Raw genomic sequence first — 17425 nt, 5'->3', positions numbered from 1 at the left:
GTCGGCTTGGCTGATGCTGAAATGAACGTACGCACCCCTTGGCCGCTCGCACAACACACGGCTCTGCGCATCCTCCGAGACTCGTGCCATGACAGCAGGAGTCATGACCACAGGAGTCACCGTCCGCACGGTCCACGACGTCGCCGGGCTCGCGGCCGTGGCCGATCACTTCAGCGACGTCTGGCACACCCCCCGTACCGCCCCGCCCTACCCGGCCGAGGTGCTGCACAGCCTGGTGCACGCCGGTGGCGCCGTGCACGCGGTGTACGACGGGCAGCGGCTGGCCGGGGCCGCCGTGGCCGTGCTCGGAGCGGAGCGCAGCACGTACTCGCTAGTGGCGGCCGCCGACCGGGGCCTCGGGTACGCCGTGAAGCAGGCGCAGCGCGACTGGGCCGTCGGGCTCGGCGCCCGCACCATGCGCTGGACCTTCGACCCGCTGGTCGGCCGCAACGCCCGCTTCAACCTGGTCAAGCTGGGCGCCGTCGGCACGGAGTACCTGGTCGACTTCTACGGCGCCATGACGGACGGCGTGAACGACGGCGACGAGAGCGACCGGCTGACGGTCACCTGGGATCTGACGGCCACCTGGCATCTGGCGGCGCCGAGACCGCTGTACGACCCGGACACGGACACGGGCGCCCACGGTCCGGTCACCCGGACCGCCCCGGACGGCGGCGCGCTCGCCCGCCGTGACCTCGCCGACCGGTACGTCTGGTGCCGGGTTCCCGACGACATCGTCCAGCTCCGCGCGGCCGACCCCGCGCTCGCCCTGCGCTGGCGGCACGCCGTGCGCGAGGTGTTCCTGGAGGCCTTCGCGGAGGGCTTCCGGGCGACGGGCATGTCCCGCGACGGTTGGTACACGCTCACCCGGACGGAGGCGGCCGCGTGAAGCTGGAGCGTGTGGAGATCGTGCACGTGGCGATCCCGCTGGTCACGCCCTTCCGTACGTCCTTCGGCACGATGACGACGAAGGACACCTTCCTCCTGCACGTCGTCACGGACGCGGCCGAGGGCTGGTCGGAGTTCGCCGCCGACCCCGAGCCGCTGTACTGCTCCGAGTTCGTGGCCGGCGCCGAGATCGTGCTGCGCGACTTCCTGCTGCCCCGCGTGGCCGCCCTGCCGCACCTCACGACGGCCGCGCTGGCCCCGGCCATGGCGAAGATCAAGGGGCACGAGCTGGCGAAGGCGGCCCTGGAGACGGCGGTGCTCGACGCCGAGCTGCGGGCGTACGGCATGCCGCTCGCGACCTACCTCGGCGCCGTACGGGACCGGGTGCCCGCCGGGGTCTCCGTCGGCATCAAGAACTCCGTGCCCGAGCTGCTGGACGACGTCGAGCGCTACCTCGCCGAGGGGTACGTCCGCATCAAGCTGAAGATCGAGCCCGGCTGGGACGTCGAGCCGGTCCGGGCGGTCCGCGAGCGCTTCGGCGCCGGGCTGCCCCTCCAGGTCGACGCCAACACCGCCTACACCCTCGCGGATGCCGAGCACCTGCGCAGGCTGGACGAGTTCGGGCTGCTGCTGATCGAGGAGCCGCTGGAGGAGAACAACCTCCACGCCCACGCACAGCTCCAGAAGCGCCTGGCGACCCCGGTCTGCCTGGACGAGTCCCTGCACCACGCCCGGGACGCCGCCGCCGCGATCGCCATGGACGCCTGCCGGGTGGTGAACGTCAAGCCCGCCCGGGTCGGCGGCTACCTGGAGGCCCGCCGGGTCCACGACGTGGCCCACGCGCACGGGGTCCCGGTCTGGTGCGGCGGGATGCTGGAGACGGGCATCGGCCGCGCCCCCAACCTGGCCCTGGCCGCCCTCCCCGGCTTCACCCTGCCGGGCGACACCTCGGCCTCCTCGCGCTACTTCGCCGAGGACATCACCGAGCCGTTCGTCCTGGCGGACGGCCACCTCCTGGTGCCGACCACGCCCGGCATCGGCGTCGAGCCGCTTCCGGACGCGCTGCGCCGGTTCACCCGGGAGCGACGGGATCTTTACGCCGCATAGGGAGGCATGGGAGACGCATAGGAGACAGGGGGAGGCGGGTGGCCGTCACGTAGATTGATTACGTGCTCTCACGTCTCACGCGTTCCCAGGCCGTCGCCGTCTGCGCCGTGCCCGTCGTGGCCCTGCTCGCCACGGCGGTCTTCGCGCCGCTGCCGTTCTCGGTGGCGCAGCCCGGGATGACGGCGAACGTGCTCGGGAAGAACCAGGGCACCCCGGTGATCACCGTCTCCGGCGCGCCCACCCGGACGACCGGCGGGCAGCTACGGATGACGACCATCGAGGCGACCGGCCCGGACGCCCCGGTTTCCCTCAAGGACGTGATCGGCAACTGGTTCCGCACGGACCGGGCCGTGATGCCCCGCGACTCGGTCTACCCGAGCGGCAACAGCGTCAAGGAGATCGAGAAGCACAACGCGGAGCAGATGCAGCAGTCCCAGGACGCGGCGACCCAGGCGGCGCTGAAGTACCTGGACCTGAGCGCCGACAAGGTCAAGGTCGACCTGAAGCTCGCCGACGTGGGCGGTCCCAGTGCGGGGCTGCTGTTCACTCTGGGGATCATCGACAAGCTGAACGGCGACGGCAGCGGCGGCGACCTCACGGGTGGCCGCACCATCGCCGGTACGGGGACGATCGACGCCGCCGGGCAGGTCGGCGCGGTCGGCGGGGTGGCCCTGAAGACGCAGGCCGCCCGACGGGACGGGGCCACCGTCTTCCTGGTGCCGAAGGCCGAGTGCGGCGATGCCAAGTCCGAGCTGCCCAAGGGGCTGCGGCTGGTCCCGGTGACCACGCTCAAGAGCGCGGTGGACTCCCTGGTGGCGCTGGAGAAGGGGAAGGGCTCGGTTCCGAGCTGTTAGGCGATCACCGGCTTAGGGACGGCCGCGAGACGCAGGCCGAGCTCTACGAGGGTCCAGCCGACGCGGGTGAGTAGTTCGACCTGGGGCTTCGTCTCGGTGGCGAGGCGGTGGGCGGCGGCCTGGGCGCGGAGGTCGGTGGCGTGGAACTGAGCGAGCTGGGCGTTCGTCTGCATCGCGGGGCCTCTCACTTCGTCTCGATGGGGAACAGGTGCGTGTGGATGCGTACTTGCTCGGAACCGGGCGTGTCCGTGTCGGAGACACGGCCCCGGTAGTCGTCGATCAGGGCGTGCATCTTCTCGACGAGTTCGGCGGCCAGCCCGGGTGTGAGCCGTAGCGTCGCGTCGCTCATGTCGGAGGCGGCGCGGGTCCAGTCCCCGGACCACTGGTCCCGGGTGCTGAGCCAGGTGGACAGTTCGCGGGCGTGGTTTCCGGCGACCTCGTGCAGGAAGGCCTCGGCCATCCCACGCACTTCCGGTCCGGCACCCTCGAAGTCGGCGCTGTCGAAGACGATCCCCTGGTCCACGGCCCGCCACCAGCGCTCCCGGCCCTTGCCGTGCTCGGGTGCGTCCTCGACGAAGCCGTGGGCGGCGAGTTGGCGCAGGTGGTAGCTGGTCGCGCCGCTGGACTCGCCGAGCCGCTCCGCCAGTTGGGAGGCGGTGGCGGGTCCGCTCCGGCGCAGCGTGTCCAGCAGCTGCATCCGCAGCGGGTGTGCGAGCCCCCGCAGCGAGCGGGGATCCAGCCGGCGCTGCTTGCGTTCCTCGTGCTCCGTCATGCGTACAAAGATAGCTATGCAAAGAGTCCTTTGCAAGGACTTCTTTGTATCGAATCGGGTCCGCGCGGCCGCAGCAGCATCTCCGCCAGCGAGGCCAGCCAGTCGACCAGCAGGGCGAGGGCGAGGGTGAGAACCGAGCCGAGCACCAGCACCGGCATCCGGTGGTCGGCGATGCCCGTGGTGATCAGCACGCCCAGGCCGCCGCCTCCGCCGAACGCCGCCAGAGTGGCCGTACCGACGTTGAGGACCAGGGCCGTACGGACGCCCGCGAGGATCAGTGGGGCGGCGAGGGGGAGTTCGACGCGGGTGAGGATGACGAGCGGGGACATGCCGATGCCGCGGGCCGCCTCCAGCAGGGTGGGGTCGTTGGCCCTCAGGCCCGCGACGGTGTGGGCGAGGACGGGCAGGACCGCGTAGACGGCGATGCCGATCAGGACCGCCCTCGTGCCCGAACCGAGCGCGATCACCAGCAGGGCGAGCAGGCCGATCGCCGGGGTCGCCCGGCCCAGGCCGGCGACCGCCGTCGCCGCCGGGGTGACCCTCAGGAACGCCCGGCGGGTCAGCAGGACGCCCAGGGGGATCGCGACGGCCAGGACGAGCAAGGCCGAGAGCGCCGTCAGCCGCACGTGCTGCCACAGCGCCCCGGAGACCCGCCCACCGGACAGCGCGTCCGCGGAGACGGGGTCGAGGTCGGCCTGCCGGAACCACAGCCAGGTACCGAGCAGCAGGGCGACCAGGAACGCTGGCAGCAGGGTCAGCCGCTGCCAGCTCAGCCGGCGCGCGGGCTGGTCCGGCCGGGACGATGGAGCCTCCTGCTCCGCGGCGCCCGCGTCGCGGCGGGCGGACGTGGCCTTGCGCTTGCCCTCGTCGCGGGGGGTGCACCTGGCCTTGTGCCTGCCCGCGTTGCGAGGGGCGGGCCCGGCCTTGTGCTTGTGCCCGGCCGCGTGCTCGCTCTCGGGGTGGAGGGTGAGGCGGGGCTCGTACTCGCCCTCGTGGCGGCGGGCGATTCCGGCTTCGTGCTCGACCTCGTCGTGCCGGGCGAGCCCGGCCTCATGCTTGCCCGCGTCGCGGTCGGCGATCCTGACCTCGTGTTTGCCCTCGTTGCGGTCGGCGATCCTGACCTCGTGTTCGCCCGCGTTGCGGTCGGCGATCCTGACCTCGTGCTCGGCCTCGTTGCGGCGGGTGAGCCCGGCCTCATGCTTGCCCTCCGTGTGGCGGGCGAGCCCGGCCCCGCGCCTGCCCCCGACACGCCGGGTCGGCCGGATCGCGTGCTCGCCTCCGGGGCGCCGGGCGGTGCTCATGCCGTCCTCCACCCTCCCCTCCACCCTCCGTCGCGCCGGGCGCGGGCCGGCGCCGGTTCGTGCTGGTGCTCCACGGCGTCGAGGCGGTCGGTCTCCGGCAGCCTGTGCACGGAGTTCATGAAGGTCTTCATGTCGACGCCACCGAGGTACTCCCCGTGACGCCCTGTGACCGCGACCCGCCCCGCCCACGCGCTGCGGTACGTGACGATCCCGACGAGCACCCCCGACGGCAGCCGCCACGACCAGGCACAGCAGGACCGCACCCGCGTGCTCGCAGGCGTCCGTGAGCAGGTGCCGGCGGCGGCTGCTCAGGTACTCCCAGAGGCTCAAGGGTGCTCCAGGTCGGCTGGCTAGGTTCCTTCCCGACTGTCCTCGGCTGCCTGCTCCACCAGCGGGATGATCCGCAGCGGAACGGGGTTCTCCATGACGATCGCCGTGGAGGCCCGGACGATGCCATCAAAACCGACGACCCGGTCGATCACCCGCTGAAGATCGGCGTTCGAGCGGGCCACCAGGCGGCACAGCATGTCCCCGCTGCCGGTGGTGGTGAGCAGTTCCAGCACCTCCGGCACGGTCGCCAAGTGCGCCCGGACATCGGGCCCTTGGCCCTGCCGGATCTGCAGCGTGGCGAACGCGGTGACCGGGTAGCCGAGGGCCGCCGGGTCCACCTGGGGCCCGAAGCCGCGGATCACTCCATTCGACTGAAGCCGGTCCAGCCGGGCCTGCACCGTCCCCCGGGCGACCCCCAGCCGCCGGGACATCTCCAGCACGCCGATGCGCGGCTCCCGGGCCAGCAGCACGATGATCCGGCCGTCCAGATGATCGATCGCCACGGCGCCTCCCGGGGTGGTCATCCTGTACAGAGGGACTGCAGAAACGGTCACACCACTGAGCAGATTGCCCAGTGAACAAAGAAACTATTGCGCACCTTGCAGGGCGGGGCCACCCTTCCGGCATGACGCAGACCACACACCACACTCCCGACACCGCCCGGCAGGCCGACCCCTTCCCGGTCAAGGGAATGGACGCGGTCGTCTTCGCCGTGGGCAACGCCAAGCAGGCGGCGCACTACTACTCCACCGCCTTCGGCATGAAGCTGGTCGCCTACTCCGGACCGGAGAACGGCAGCCGCGAGACCGCGAGCTACGTGCTCGAGAACGGCTCCGCCCGCTTCGTGTTCACCTCGGTGATCAAGGCGAGCACCGCCTGGGGCGAGTTCCTCGCCCGGCACGTGGCCGAGCACGGCGACGGCGTCATCGACCTGGCCATCGAGGTCCCGGACGCCCGCCGTGCCTACGCCTACGCGATCGAGCACGGCGCCCGCTCGGTCGCCGAGCCGTACGAGCTGAAGGACGAGCACGGCACCGTCGTCCTCGCCTCGATCGCCACCTACGGCGAGACCCGCCACACCCTCGTCGACCGCTCCGGCTACGACGGCCCGTACCTGCCCGGGTTCGTGGCCGCCGCGCCGATCGTCGAGCCGCCCGCCCAGCGCACCTTCCAGGCCATCGACCACTGCGTCGGCAACGTCGAACTCGGCCACATGAACGAGTGGGTCGGCTTCTACAACAAGGTCATGGGCTTCACGAACATGAAGGAGTTCGTGGGCGACGACATCGCCACCGAGTACAGCGCGCTGATGTCGAAGGTCGTCGCGGACGGCACCCTCAAGGTGAAGTTCCCGATCAACGAGCCCGCGATCGCCAAGAAGAAGTCCCAGATCGACGAGTACCTGGAGTTCTACGGCGGTGCCGGCGTCCAGCACATCGCGCTGAACACCAATGACATCGTCGCGACCGTCCGCACCATGCGCGCGGCCGGAGTCAAGTTCCTCGACACCCCCGACTCGTACTACGACACCCTCGGCGAGTGGGTGGGCGACACCCGCGTGCCGATCGAGACCCTGCGCGAACTGAAGATCCTCGCCGACCGCGACGAGGACGGCTACCTGCTGCAGATCTTCACCAAGCCGGTCCAGGACAAGCCGACCGTCTTCTTCGAACTCATCGAGCGGCACGGCTCGATGGGCTTCGGCAAGGGCAACTTCAAGGCCCTGTTCGAGGCGATCGAGCGCGAGCAGGCCAAGCGCGGCAACCTGTGACGCGGCAACCCGCACCGCACCTGGGCAACCCGCACCGCGCCTAGGACAGGTCGGCGGGCAGGGGCTCCTCCGGCAGTTCGTCGAGCCCCTGCAACGCCGCCCGTGCCGCCGGGACCTGCAGCGGCGAGAAGTACGGGTTGATCCGCAGCGCCTCCTCCAGGTGCCGCCGGGCGGGCCCGTACAGGTCCAGCTCGCGCTCGATCATGCCCCGGTGGTACGTGTACAGCGCGCTGCGCACCCCGCCGCCCTCCGTCTTGTCGGTCGCGGTCGTGGCGTATTCCAGCGCCTCCTCGTCGTCGCCGGCCCGGTGCAGCGCCCAGCCGAGGGCGTCGGCCACCTCGATCCCGGGCTGGCGCTGCCACTCCTCCTCCAGGCGCGCCACCGCGTCCTCCGGGTCCTCGTGGTCGGCCTCGAACTGCCCGATCAGCAGCTCCTCGTCGACCCCGCCCGCGGCCGCCTGCCGTACCCGCTCGCGCAGCAGCGCGTACTGCTCCTGGGCCGGTCCGAACTGCCCCAGCGACTCGTACAACTCGCCGAGTTCCAGCGCGACCTGCGGGTCCGCCCGCTTGGCCAGGGCCGCCCGGTACGCGGCGAGCGCCTCGTCGGTGCGGCCCAGCGCGGCCAGCGCCCGCCCCTGCCCGGCGAGTGCCGCCCGCTGGTCCGGGTCGAGGCGTACGGCCGCCCGGAAGTGCCGCAGCGCGTCCTCCCGGTCGCCCCGCTCCCAGGCCAGCTGCCCGACCCCGGTCAGATAGGCGGCCTGCTCGGCGGGGGTGCGGGCGGTCGACGCCGCGTCCGTCAGCTGGGCCACGGCGTCCTCGCGCCAGCCCCGGTCCCGGTAGACCGCCGAGGCCTGCGCCATCACCGCGGGCCGCTCGGCCGCGTCGGTGCGCAGCCCCATCAGCTTGTCCAGGGCGCTGCGGGCCGCCTTGTAGTCGCCGAGCCCGTTGTAGGCCTCGATCAGCGGTGCGTACGACGTCCACCGCTTCGGCGCCAGCTTCAGCGCCTGCTCGCCGTACCGCTTGGCCGCCGGGAAGTCCCGGCGCGCGTTCGCTAGCGCGGCCAGCCCGCCCAGCGCCTGGGCGTTGCCCGTGCCCCGCACCTCCAGCGAGGTCTGCAGCGCCCGCTCGGCCTTCGGATAGTTCGCCGCGTCGGCGCTGTGCCGCCCCTGCTCCAGGTACGCGCTCCCCAGCACCGCCCACGCCCGGGCGTCCCGCGGCTGCGCCCGCACCCGGCTCTCCTGCTGCCCGATCAGCGCCGCCAGCTCCGGCAGCGCGGCCGGCAGCCCGGAGGTGACCGCGGCCAGCGTCTGCGCCTGCGCCCGGGCCTGGGCCTGCGGGCCGGGCGCGGCCGGTGCGGCCCGGTGGTGCGGCTCGGCCGGCAGCAGGATCAGGGTCACGCCCGTGGCGACCCCGCAGACACACGCGGTGACCAGCATGCGCCGCAGCCACCGCCGGGGGCGGCGCGGCGGAGGCGGCTCGCCCACCAAGGACGTACCGGGGACGGAGTGGTCGTACGGTCGGATCTCCATGCCGCTCACTGTGCGGCAGTACGACCGGCACGTCCGGGTGGCCCAAGGGCGGCACGGACGGGGTTCACACCGATGGCCCCGGGTGCGACGCTGTGATCATGAGCCGTATCGAAGCGCGTCGTGACGAAGACGCAGCACCCACCGGTAACCTCACCGACCGGCTCCTGGCCGGCCTGCCCGCCGAGGCCGTCCTCACCGACCCCGACGTCACTTCCTCCTACGCCAACGACATGGCGAGCTTCTGCCCGGCCGGCGCCCCGGCCGTGGTCGTCCTGCCGCGCACCGTCGAAGAGGTCCAGCACGTCATGCGCACCGCCACGGAGCTGCGCGTCCCGGTGGTCCCGCAGGGCGCCCGCTCCGGTCTGTCCGGGGGCGCCAACGCCACGGACGGCTGCATCGTGCTGTCCCTCACCAGGATGGACCGCATCCTGGAGATCAGCCCCGTCGACCGGATCGCCGTCGTCGAACCGGGCGTCATCAACGCCACCCTCTCCCGCGCCGTCGAGGAACACGGCCTGTACTACCCGCCCGACCCCTCCAGCTGGGAGATGTGCACCATCGGCGGCAACATCGGCACGGGGTCGGGCGGCCTGTGCTGTGTGAAGTACGGCGTGACCGCCGAGTACGTCCTCGGCCTGGAGGTCGTCCTCGCCGACGGCCGCCTGATGTCCACCGGCCGGCGCACCGCGAAGGGCGTGGCGGGCTACGACCTCACCCGGCTCTTCGTCGGCTCCGAGGGCTCGCTCGGCATCGTCGTCCGCGCGGTTCTCGGGCTGCGGCCCAAGCCGCCCCAGCAGCTCGTCCTGGCCGCGGAGTTCGGCTCGGCCGCCGACGCCTGCGAAGCCGTGTGCCGGATCATGGAGGGCGGCCACGTGCCCTCCCTCCTCGAACTGATGGACCGTACGACCGTCAAGGCGGTCAACGACCTTGCCCACATGGGTCTCCCGGAGACCACCGAGGCGCTGCTGCTGGCCGCCTTCGACACCCCGGACCCCACCGCCGACCTCGCCGCCGTCGGCGCGCTGTGCGAGGCCGCCGGCGCCACCCAGGTCGTCCCGGCCGACGACGCCGCCGAGTCCGAACTCCTCCTCCAGGCGCGGCGGCTCTCGCTGACCGCGCTGGAGGCGGTGAAGGGCACGACGATGATCGACGACGTGTGCGTGCCCCGCTCGAAGCTCGGCGCGATGCTCGTCGGCATCGACCAGATCGCCGCCAAGTACGGGCTCACCATCGGGGTCTGCGCACACGCCGGCGACGGCAACACGCACCCCACCGTCTGCTTCGACGCCCAGGACCCCGACGAGTCCCGGCGGGCCCGCGAGTCCTTCGACGAGATCATGGCCCTCGGCCTGGAACTCGGCGGCACCATCACCGGCGAACACGGGGTGGGCGTCCTGAAGAAGGACTGGCTGGCGCGGGAGATCGGCCCGGTCGGCGTGGAGATGCAGCGGGCGGTGAAGCAGGTCTTCGACCCGCTCGGCATCCTCAACCCCGGCAAACTGTTCTGACCCTGCCTTCTCAGACCCTGCCCTCACTGGGCGAGCAGTTGGTCGAGCGCGTCGTCGATGCCCAGCTGCCCGGCCTCGCTCCCCGGGGGCACCACGCGCAGCGTCCGCTCCAGCCAGGCCGACACCGGGGCGGACGGCGCCTCCAGCAGGGCGTCCCCGTCCGGCGAACTCAGCGCCATCAGCACGACGCTGCGCCCGTCGACCTTGGTCGGCCACACCCGCACGTCCCCGTGCCCGCACGGCCGGAACACCCCCTCCACCAGCAGTTCCCGGGCGAACGTCCAGTTGACGGGGTGCTCGGAGTTGATGTGGAAGGTGATGTGGATCGCATAGGGGTCGTCGCAGCGGTAGCTGAGCCGGGCCGGGACCGGGATGCTCCGCTCGGGCGACAGGATGAGCCTCAACTCCAGCTCCCGCTCCACCTCGGTGTGCTGCATGACCTGCTTCTCCTCTGTGCCGGGGCCCTTCGGACCGGGCCCGTACCAGGGGAGAGGGGGCAGGGGCACGGGCATTACGCGGGTTCGGGAAACTTTTTCGGGCCAGGTGTGGGACCCGTGCACGGCGTTGCCCGGAAAGGGGTGGGTACGGCGGGACTGGCGGTGCGGCGTGCCCCGGTCTGATAGATGTGGGGGACCCCATCCCACCCCCGAGCAGATACGGGACGACGGACATGAGCGCCCCAACCCCGGCCCCCGGTGACGACAGGCCCCGCGAGGGCTACTACCCGGACCCGTCCATCCCCGGCTACGTCCGGTACTGGAACGGCGCCTCCTGGGTGCCGGGCACCAGCCGGCCGGCGCCGAAGGACGGCGAACCGCTCACCCCGCCGCCCGGCGCCCGCCCGGCGGCGCCGTCCGTCGAGGAGACGGGCCCGCACTTCTTCGACGAGGACCCGCAGCCGGAACCCTCCGGGCAGGACCAGCCGTCCGCCTGGGGCACCGACCCCCGCGTGCCCGCGGACAACCCCGCCCAGCCGTCCGGCCACGCCGCCCGCACCGACGGCACGGCGTCGATCCCGCCCGCGGACGACGGCGCTCCCGACCCCGGCACCTTCATCTTCCGCCGCCCGGTCCCGGGCCCCGCGGCGGTCACGGACGACGGCACGATGACGTTCGGCCCGGGTCAGGGCCGGCAGCCCGGCGCGGCCGGCTCCTCGGGCCCGGCGGCCTCGGGCTCCTCCGGCACGCCCGGAGCACCCGGCTTCGGCCCACAGGCCTCCGGCCCGGCGGCCGCGGGCGGTCCCGGCGCGGGGGGCTTCGGCCCGGGGCCGGCAGGGCCCGGTGCGGGTGCGGGCTTCGGTGCGTCGGCCTCCGGTCCGGGGGCGGCGTCCGGTGGGTCCGGTAGCGCGGGCCCTGCCGCGCGGGCGTCCGGCTCGGCGGCTGCCGGTGGCTTCGCGGCCCAGGGTCCGGTCGGGGCGCCGCACACGGGGCCAGGTGGCCCAAGCGGTGCTGCCGCGGGCGGACTTGGCGGTCCCGGTGCGCAGGGCCCGACCGGGGCGCCCGGCGCAGGGCCGGCGGCGCCCACCGGTCCCGGGTTCGGTGCCGGGAAGGCCGCAGCCGCTCGTGCCGCGGCCGCACAGCCTCCTCAGGCGCCCCAGGCCTCCGCCGCGGTGGCCCCCTCGGTGCCGCAACAGGCCGGCCCCGGCACCCCGGTGACCTCGGGGGCGGGTGGCGGGCAGGCCTCCTGGGCCCAGCAGGTGCACCAGCTGGCCGGGGGCGCGGACGAGCAGGTCGCGCCGTGGAAGCCGCCGGTGGAGGACATCTTCCAGGCGGCCGCCCGCCGGCAGGCCGCGGCCCGTCCGGCCGGACTCGGCAGACGGTTCGCCGCCCGCCTGATCGACAGCCTGGTCGTCGGCGCCGTGACCGCCGCCGCTGCGGTCCCGTTCGGTGCACCGGCGGTCGACCACGTCCAGCAGAAGATCGACGAGGCCAAGCTGTCCGGCCGTACCGTCACGGTCTGGCTGCTCGACGGCACCACCGGCACCGCCCTCGGCATCGTCCTCGCCGTCCTTCTCCTCTTCGGCGTCCTGTACGAGGTGCTGCCCACCTCCAAGTGGGGCCGCACTCTGGGCAAGAAGCTGTGTGGCCTGGAGGTCCGGGACATAGAGGCGCACGAGCCCCCGACGTTCGGCGCGGCCCTGCGCCGCTGGCTGGTCTACAGCATCCCGGGCCTGCTCGGCATCGGGATCGTCGGCGTGCTGTGGTGCCTGTTCGACCGGCCCTGGCACCAGTGCTGGCACGACAAGGCGGCTCACACCTTCGTCGCGAGCTGACCCGACGGGCGGCCCCGTACCCCGTACGGCCGCCCGCCGGATGCGGAGCCGGGGCGTTCGCGGTCAACTCGGGCCATGAGCAGTGAACCGCCCCCCGGCTCCGGAGAGCAGCCCCCCGAGGACGACCCGTTCAGGAAGCGGCCCCCTGCGGACCAGGGGTCGGGCTCGCCGTACGACACCCCGTCCGGAGCCCAGCAACCCCCACCGCCCGGCGGCCCGCCCCCGCCTCCGGGCGGTGAGCAACCCCCGCCCGGAGGGCAGCAGCCTCCGCCCTGGGGAGGCCAGCAACCCCCGCCCTACGGCGGCCAGCCACCCCCTTACGGCGGTGGCGGTCCCTACGGTGGGGGTGGCCCGTACGGCGGTCCCGGTGGTCCCGGTGGTCCGGGCTACCCGGCCGACCCGCTCGCCGGCATGCCCCCGCTCGCCGACAGCGTCAAGCGGACCATCGCGCGCATCATCGACATGATCCTCGTGGGCATCGTCGTCTGGCTGGTCACCTGGCCCCTCGGGGTCCACCAGTACTCCATGAACGGAGAGCGGGTCGAGGTCAGCCGGTCCCTGTGGCAGTCCTTCGCCGCCGCCGTCCTCTACGTCGCCTACGACACGATCATGATCGCCAGGACGGGGCAGACCCTCGGCAAGAAGTGGTTCAAGATGCGGGTGGCCAACCTGAACGACGGTGCCACGCCCTCGATGCAGACCTCGCTGATCCGCGCCCTGGTGCTGTGGCTGCCGTTCGCCTTCTGCTGCGCCTGCATCTGGACGGTGATCTGCGGTGGCTGGAGCTACTTCGACAAGCCCTACAAGCAGGGCCTGCACGACAAGGCCGCCAAGACCGTGGAGGTCAGCACCGAGTGAGCACCGCCGTGTGAGAAGTGCCGTGTGAGAAGCGCGGTGTGAGAAGTACGGCGTACCGCGCACGCGAGAGCGGCGGGTCCGAACTCCCACGGACCCGCCGCTCTCGTGTGCGTCGTGCGTGCGCGCCGTTCACAACGTGGTCGGGACGCGCTCGCTCTCGGGCGCGGTCTCGGCCGGCGGGGCGATCGTGCGCGGCCTGGGCAGGGGCACCGTCATCGCGACGAGCAGCCCCAGCGCGAGCGCGGCCAGGGCGATGACGGTGACCCCGAGGCCCGAACTCGTCTGGGACAGCAGCAGCATGGCTAGCGTCGAGAAGATCACGGTGCACGAACCGTAGGCGAGCTGTGCGGCGGTCGGACGAGGCATGGCAATCGTGTCCTCGGAAGAAAGGTGGGGGCGCCATTCGACTCTTATCGCGTGCATGCCCGAGCCGGACGCTTGGTAAGCGTGACCTAACCCACGGTACCGGTGCACGGGGGGCGCACGGAGTCATGGGGTCCGGGAAGTGGACGGGCGTACGCGCCCGTTGACCGACAGGCAAGCGCGTTCGTAAAGCGAACGTCCGCTCCGCATAGTGCACTTGTCCTGCTCAAGTCAAGATCTGTCTTTTCTTCTAAACCTCTAGTCAAATGTCGTCACTTGATTACACGCGTTGATCGTGCGTGCACGGACCCTTCCATGACCAGGACCCCCTGTCCGTGTGCGCGGCGCGGGGGAGGAACTCATCAAGTGACCAGCAGACCCTGGACGTTCAGAGCTGCCGCCATCGGTGTGACGCTCGCCACGGCCTCTGCCACCTTCGCGACGTTCGCCGTCGCCGAGGCGAGCACCACGGCCCGCCCGGCTGCCGCGAACCGGCACGACCCGGCCCCGGTGAAGCAGCAGAAGCACGACCTCGACGGTCCCCTGAGCAAGACGCAGAAGGCCCAGCGTCAGGAGGCCCTGAACCAGCTCATATCGGGGAAGGCCAAGGCCAAGGACCGCAACGGCTCGAAGGTCGTCCAGCTCAAGAGCAAGAAGGGCGACAGCAAGTACGTCGAGCTGAGCCGCGAGAAGACCGACAAGATCTTCACCATCCTGGTGGAGTTCGGGAACCAGACCGACCCCAAGTTCGGTGGCACCGCGGGCCCGCTGCACAACAAGATCGCCCAGCCGGACCGTAAGAAGGACAACTCGACGGCCTGGCAGAAGGACTACAACCGGAAGCACTACCAGGACCTCTACTTCGGCACCGGCAAGAACGTCGAGTCGATGAAGAAGTTCTACGAGAAGCAGTCCTCGGGCCGCTACTCCGTCAACGGCGAGGTCTCGGACTGGGTCAAGGTCCCCTACAACGAGGCCCGTTACGGCAACAACGCCTGCGGCTCCACCAACTGCCCGAGCGTGTGGAACGTCGTCAGCGACGGCCTGACCTCCTGGGTGGCCAAGCAGAAGGCGGCCGGCCGGTCGGACGCGCAGATCAAGGCGGACGTGGCCAAGTACGACCAGTGGGACCGCTACGACTTCGACGGCGACGGCAACTTCAACGAGCCGGACGGCTACATCGACCACTTCCAGATCGTGCACGCCGGCGAGGACGAGTCCGCGGGCGGCGGTGCGCAGGGCAAGGACGCGATCTGGGCGCACCGCTGGTACGCCTTCGGCACCGACACCGGCGCCACGGGCCCCGCGAACAACAAGCTGGGTGGCGCGCAGATCGGCGGCACCGGCATCTGGGTCGGCGACTACACCATCCAGCCGGAGAACGGCGGCCTCGGCGTCTTCGCGCACGAGTACGGCCACGACCTCGGCCTGCCGGACCACTACGACACCACCGGCAACGGTGACAACTCCACCGGCTTCTGGACGCTGATGTCCTCCGGCTCCTGGCTCGGCCGGGGCAAGGACACCATCGGCGACCTGCCGGGCGACTTCAGCGCCTGGGACAAGCTGCAGCTCGGCTGGCTGAACTACGACACGGCCAAGGCCGGCAAGCAGTCCACGCACAAGCTGGGTGTCGCCGAGTACAACACCTGGGACAAGCAGGCCCTCGTGGTCAACCTGCCGGAGAAGGCGGTCACCACCACGCTCGTCACCCCGGCGCAGGGCGCGACCCAGTGGTGGAGCGGCAGCGGCGACAACCTCAAGAACACGCTGACCCGTTCGGTGGATCTGACCGGCAAGTCCTCGGCCGCGCTGAGCCTGGACGGCTGGTACGACATCGAGGCCAACTACGACTTCCTCTACGCCGAGGTGTCGACGGACGGCGGCGCCAACTGGACTGCGCTCGACGGCACGGTGGACGGCCAGGCCATCCCGCGTGACGCCAGCGGCGCACCGGCTCTGACCGGCACGGTCGACGCGTACAAGAAGCTGTCGTACTCGCTGGACGCCTACGCGGGCAAGAAGATCGACGTCCGCTTCCGCTACCAGACCGACGGCGGTGTGGCGCAGAAGGGCTTCGCGGCGGACGAGATCACGCTGACCGCGGACGGCGCGACGGTGTTCTCCGACAACGCGGAGAGCGTGGACGCCGGTTGGACCGCGAACGGCTTCTCCCGGGTCGGCGCGTCCTTCACCAAGGACTACGCGCAGTACTACATCGCCGAGAACCGCCAGTACGTGTCGTACGACAAGACCCTCAAGGTCGGCCCGTACAACTTCGGCTTCTCGAACACCAAGCCTTCCTGGGTCGAGCACTACCCGTACCAGAACGGCCTGTTGATCTGGAAGTGGGACACCTCGCAGGCGGACAACAACACCAGCGTCCACCCGGGTGTCGGCCTGGTCCTGCCGGTCGACTCGCACCCGAAGGCGCTGAAGTGGTCCGACGGCACGCTGCTGCGCAACCGCATCCAGGCCTACGACTCGCCCTTCAGTCTGTACCGCACGGACGGCATCACGCTGCACAACGCGGGCGTCGAGCTGAAGATCCCGTCGTCGAAGGGTGTGTCGTTCTTCAACGACCACACCAGCACCTACTACGACGCGGCGACCCCGACCGCCGGTGTCAAGATCACTGACACCAACACCAAGATCAAGATCGTCAAGGAGGCCAAGGATGGCTCGACGATCCTGCTCAAGGTCGGCCCCGCGGTGAAGTAGCGGACATTTCCGCAGGTCAGGAGCGTATCGGCGGTGACCCCCTGGCGGGTCGCCGCCGATCGTGTTTAGGTGCGTCCTGTGGCTCGCTTATTGACACCGACCGAAACGGGGATGTGACCGCATGGCCGCAGGAGGCTTCTGCAAGTTGCCGAACGGCACAGTGGTGGTGGCACTGAATCTGCCCAGCCCAGGGCCTGCCGGCGGCCCGACCGGGGTGCGTGTGCTGGTCCACGCCCAGAACCGCGCCCGGGCCCTGACCCGCCTGCGGAACCTGGGTCTGCGCGCCGTGTACCTCCGGGGCAACGCCGCGCCCCCGACCCCGGACGAGATCACCGCGGTGCTGCATCACCCCGACGGCCTGATATGGCGCACCGCACCCGACAACGGTGTCATCGTGACGGAGCTGTGGCATCCCATCCGGGCGCTGCTTCGCAGGTCGGCGGTGGTGCAGCAGGGCTGAGGGCGGCTCCGCCGGGTCGGCTGTCCGGCCCGGCGTCATCCATGGCCCGGCACCCCCGCCTGCTAGCCGCTGACGACCGGCTTGCCCGTGAGTTCCACGCCTGCCTCGCGCAGCTCCTCCAGAGCGCGGTCGGTCGTCTCCCGGGACACTCCTGCGGTCAGGTCCAGGAGCACCTGGGTGCGGAAGCCCTCTCTGGCCGCGTCCAGGGCGGTGGCGCGGACGCAGTGGTCCGTCGCTATGCCGACCACGTCGACCTCGTCGATGTGGCGCTCCCGGAGCCACTCGGCGAGGCTGAGTCCGTTCTCGTCGGTGCCCTCGAAGCCGCTGTAGGCCGCCGAGTACGCGCCCTTCTCGAAGACCGCGTCCACCGCCCCGGAGGCGACCGCCGGGGCGAAGTTCGGGTGGAAGCCCACCCCCTCCGTGCCCGCGACACAGTGTGCGGGCCAGGAGTGGACGAAGTCGGGGTTGTCCGCGAAGTGGCCGCCGGGCGCGATGTGGTGGTCCCGGGTGGCGACCACGTGGCGGTAGCAGGTACCCGCCGCCTGGCCGATCAGCTCGGTGATCGCGGCGGCCACGTCCGCGCCCCCGGAGACGGCGAGGCTGCCCCCTTCGCAGAAGTCGTTCTGCACATCTACGACGATCAACGCGCGACGCATGATGGGTGTCCTTCGACCGAGGGTTAAGTAACTGAG

At 71.4% G+C, this 17425-nt stretch carries 17 protein-coding genes and 1 pseudogene; 9 read left to right on the top strand and 9 right to left on the bottom strand.

Going from position 1 to position 17425, the window contains the following annotated elements:
* The first annotated feature begins 103 nt into the window (after nucleotides 1-103).
* The 3 genes from ACFYZZ_RS14980 (at nucleotide 104) to ACFYZZ_RS14970 (ending at nucleotide 2849) form a co-directional block, all read left to right on the top strand.
* On the top strand, nucleotides 104-889 hold the full coding sequence (locus tag ACFYZZ_RS14980) for a chorismate synthase (RefSeq protein ID WP_389175536.1): 786 nt from the start codon (nucleotides 104-106) through the stop codon (nucleotides 887-889).
* A complete protein-coding gene (gene menC, locus ACFYZZ_RS14975; RefSeq protein ID WP_389175534.1) occupies nucleotides 886-1995 on the top strand; it encodes an o-succinylbenzoate synthase in 1110 nt (369 codons plus the stop codon). The genes ACFYZZ_RS14980 and menC overlap by 4 nt, the downstream gene beginning before the upstream one ends.
* 62 nt (nucleotides 1996-2057) lie before the next feature.
* Nucleotides 2058-2849: a S16 family serine protease gene (locus ACFYZZ_RS14970; protein ID WP_389175532.1), complete on the top strand. Its 792-nt coding sequence runs from the start codon at nucleotides 2058-2060 to the stop codon at nucleotides 2847-2849.
* On the opposite strand, the gene ACFYZZ_RS14965 is transcribed toward ACFYZZ_RS14970, so the two are convergent.
* From ACFYZZ_RS14965 to ACFYZZ_RS14945, 5 genes and pseudogenes are all read right to left on the bottom strand, one after another.
* Nucleotides 2846-3022, bottom strand: a complete 177-nt coding sequence (locus tag ACFYZZ_RS14965) for a hypothetical protein (protein ID WP_389175531.1) — start codon at nucleotides 3020-3022, stop codon at nucleotides 2846-2848. The genes ACFYZZ_RS14970 and ACFYZZ_RS14965 overlap by 4 nt on opposite strands.
* Nucleotides 3023-3033: 11 nt before the next feature.
* The gene (locus ACFYZZ_RS14960; protein ID WP_389175529.1) at nucleotides 3034-3621 is read right to left on the bottom strand and encodes an ArsR/SmtB family transcription factor; all 588 of its coding nucleotides are present in this window, start codon (nucleotides 3619-3621) and stop codon (nucleotides 3034-3036) included.
* Nucleotides 3622-3635: 14 nt separating this feature from the next.
* On the bottom strand, nucleotides 3636-4628 hold the full coding sequence (locus ACFYZZ_RS14955; protein WP_389175778.1) for an ABC transporter permease: 993 nt from the start codon (nucleotides 4626-4628) through the stop codon (nucleotides 3636-3638).
* A 290-nt stretch (nucleotides 4629-4918) separates the two neighbouring features.
* Nucleotides 4919-5107 (bottom strand): annotated as a pseudogene (locus ACFYZZ_RS14950) (polyamine ABC transporter ATP-binding protein); the annotation flags it as partial.
* A gap of 165 nt (nucleotides 5108-5272) precedes the next feature.
* Nucleotides 5273-5755, bottom strand: a complete 483-nt coding sequence (locus tag ACFYZZ_RS14945; RefSeq protein WP_179851671.1) for an Lrp/AsnC family transcriptional regulator — start codon at nucleotides 5753-5755, stop codon at nucleotides 5273-5275.
* Nucleotides 5756-5877: 122 nt separating this feature from the next.
* On the opposite strand from ACFYZZ_RS14945, the gene hppD reads away from it, so the two are divergent.
* Nucleotides 5878-7023 carry a 4-hydroxyphenylpyruvate dioxygenase gene (hppD, locus tag ACFYZZ_RS14940; RefSeq protein WP_389175527.1) on the top strand — a complete coding sequence of 382 codons (1146 nt, stop codon included), beginning with the start codon at nucleotides 5878-5880 and terminating at the stop codon, nucleotides 7021-7023.
* Nucleotides 7024-7063: 40 nt separating this feature from the next.
* Here hppD and ACFYZZ_RS14935 read toward each other — a convergent pair whose 3' ends face one another.
* Nucleotides 7064-8551, bottom strand: a complete 1488-nt coding sequence (locus ACFYZZ_RS14935; protein ID WP_389175525.1) for a tetratricopeptide repeat protein — start codon at nucleotides 8549-8551, stop codon at nucleotides 7064-7066.
* Between the two features lie 92 nt (nucleotides 8552-8643).
* Here ACFYZZ_RS14935 and ACFYZZ_RS14930 point away from each other — a divergent pair, with 92 nt between their 5' ends.
* Complete coding sequence (locus ACFYZZ_RS14930) at nucleotides 8644-10059, top strand: FAD-binding oxidoreductase (RefSeq protein WP_389175523.1); 1416 nt, start codon at nucleotides 8644-8646, stop codon at nucleotides 10057-10059.
* 23 nt (nucleotides 10060-10082) lie between these two features.
* Here the strand turns inward: ACFYZZ_RS14930 and ACFYZZ_RS14925 are convergent, their stop codons facing one another.
* Nucleotides 10083-10496, bottom strand: coding sequence for an SsgA family sporulation/cell division regulator (locus ACFYZZ_RS14925; RefSeq protein WP_389175521.1), 414 nt, complete (start codon nucleotides 10494-10496; stop codon nucleotides 10083-10085).
* A gap of 233 nt (nucleotides 10497-10729) precedes the next feature.
* On the opposite strand from ACFYZZ_RS14925, the gene ACFYZZ_RS14920 reads away from it, so the two are divergent.
* Together ACFYZZ_RS14920 and ACFYZZ_RS14915 are read left to right on the top strand one after the other, a co-directional pair.
* The gene (locus tag ACFYZZ_RS14920) at nucleotides 10730-12331 is read left to right on the top strand and encodes an RDD family protein (RefSeq protein ID WP_389175519.1); all 1602 of its coding nucleotides are present in this window, start codon (nucleotides 10730-10732) and stop codon (nucleotides 12329-12331) included.
* 75 nt (nucleotides 12332-12406) lie between these two features.
* The gene (locus ACFYZZ_RS14915; RefSeq protein WP_389175516.1) at nucleotides 12407-13189 is read left to right on the top strand and encodes an RDD family protein; all 783 of its coding nucleotides are present in this window, start codon (nucleotides 12407-12409) and stop codon (nucleotides 13187-13189) included.
* A gap of 129 nt (nucleotides 13190-13318) precedes the next feature.
* Here ACFYZZ_RS14915 and ACFYZZ_RS14910 read toward each other — a convergent pair whose 3' ends face one another.
* On the bottom strand, nucleotides 13319-13555 hold the full coding sequence (locus ACFYZZ_RS14910; protein ID WP_145882537.1) for a hypothetical protein: 237 nt from the start codon (nucleotides 13553-13555) through the stop codon (nucleotides 13319-13321).
* A 363-nt stretch (nucleotides 13556-13918) separates the two neighbouring features.
* Between ACFYZZ_RS14910 and ACFYZZ_RS14905 the strand changes: the two genes are divergently transcribed.
* Both ACFYZZ_RS14905 and ACFYZZ_RS14900 read left to right on the top strand, forming a co-directional pair.
* Nucleotides 13919-16273, top strand: a complete 2355-nt coding sequence (locus ACFYZZ_RS14905) for an immune inhibitor A domain-containing protein (protein WP_389175513.1) — start codon at nucleotides 13919-13921, stop codon at nucleotides 16271-16273.
* Nucleotides 16274-16394: 121 nt separating this feature from the next.
* A complete protein-coding gene (locus ACFYZZ_RS14900) occupies nucleotides 16395-16733 on the top strand; it encodes a hypothetical protein (RefSeq protein WP_389175510.1) in 339 nt (112 codons plus the stop codon).
* A 62-nt stretch (nucleotides 16734-16795) separates the two neighbouring features.
* Here ACFYZZ_RS14900 and ACFYZZ_RS14895 read toward each other — a convergent pair whose 3' ends face one another.
* A complete protein-coding gene (locus ACFYZZ_RS14895; protein WP_389175508.1) occupies nucleotides 16796-17389 on the bottom strand; it encodes a nicotinamidase in 594 nt (197 codons plus the stop codon).
* Between the last annotated feature and the right edge of the window lie 36 nt (nucleotides 17390-17425).

Origin of the sequence: Streptomyces sp. NPDC001816 (assembly GCF_042892235.1) — a bacterium.
In the GTDB taxonomy this organism is placed as follows: domain Bacteria; phylum Actinomycetota; class Actinomycetes; order Streptomycetales; family Streptomycetaceae; genus Streptomyces.
The sequence above is the reverse complement of the archived record's forward strand: the minus strand, read 5'-3'. Positions and strand labels throughout refer to the sequence as shown.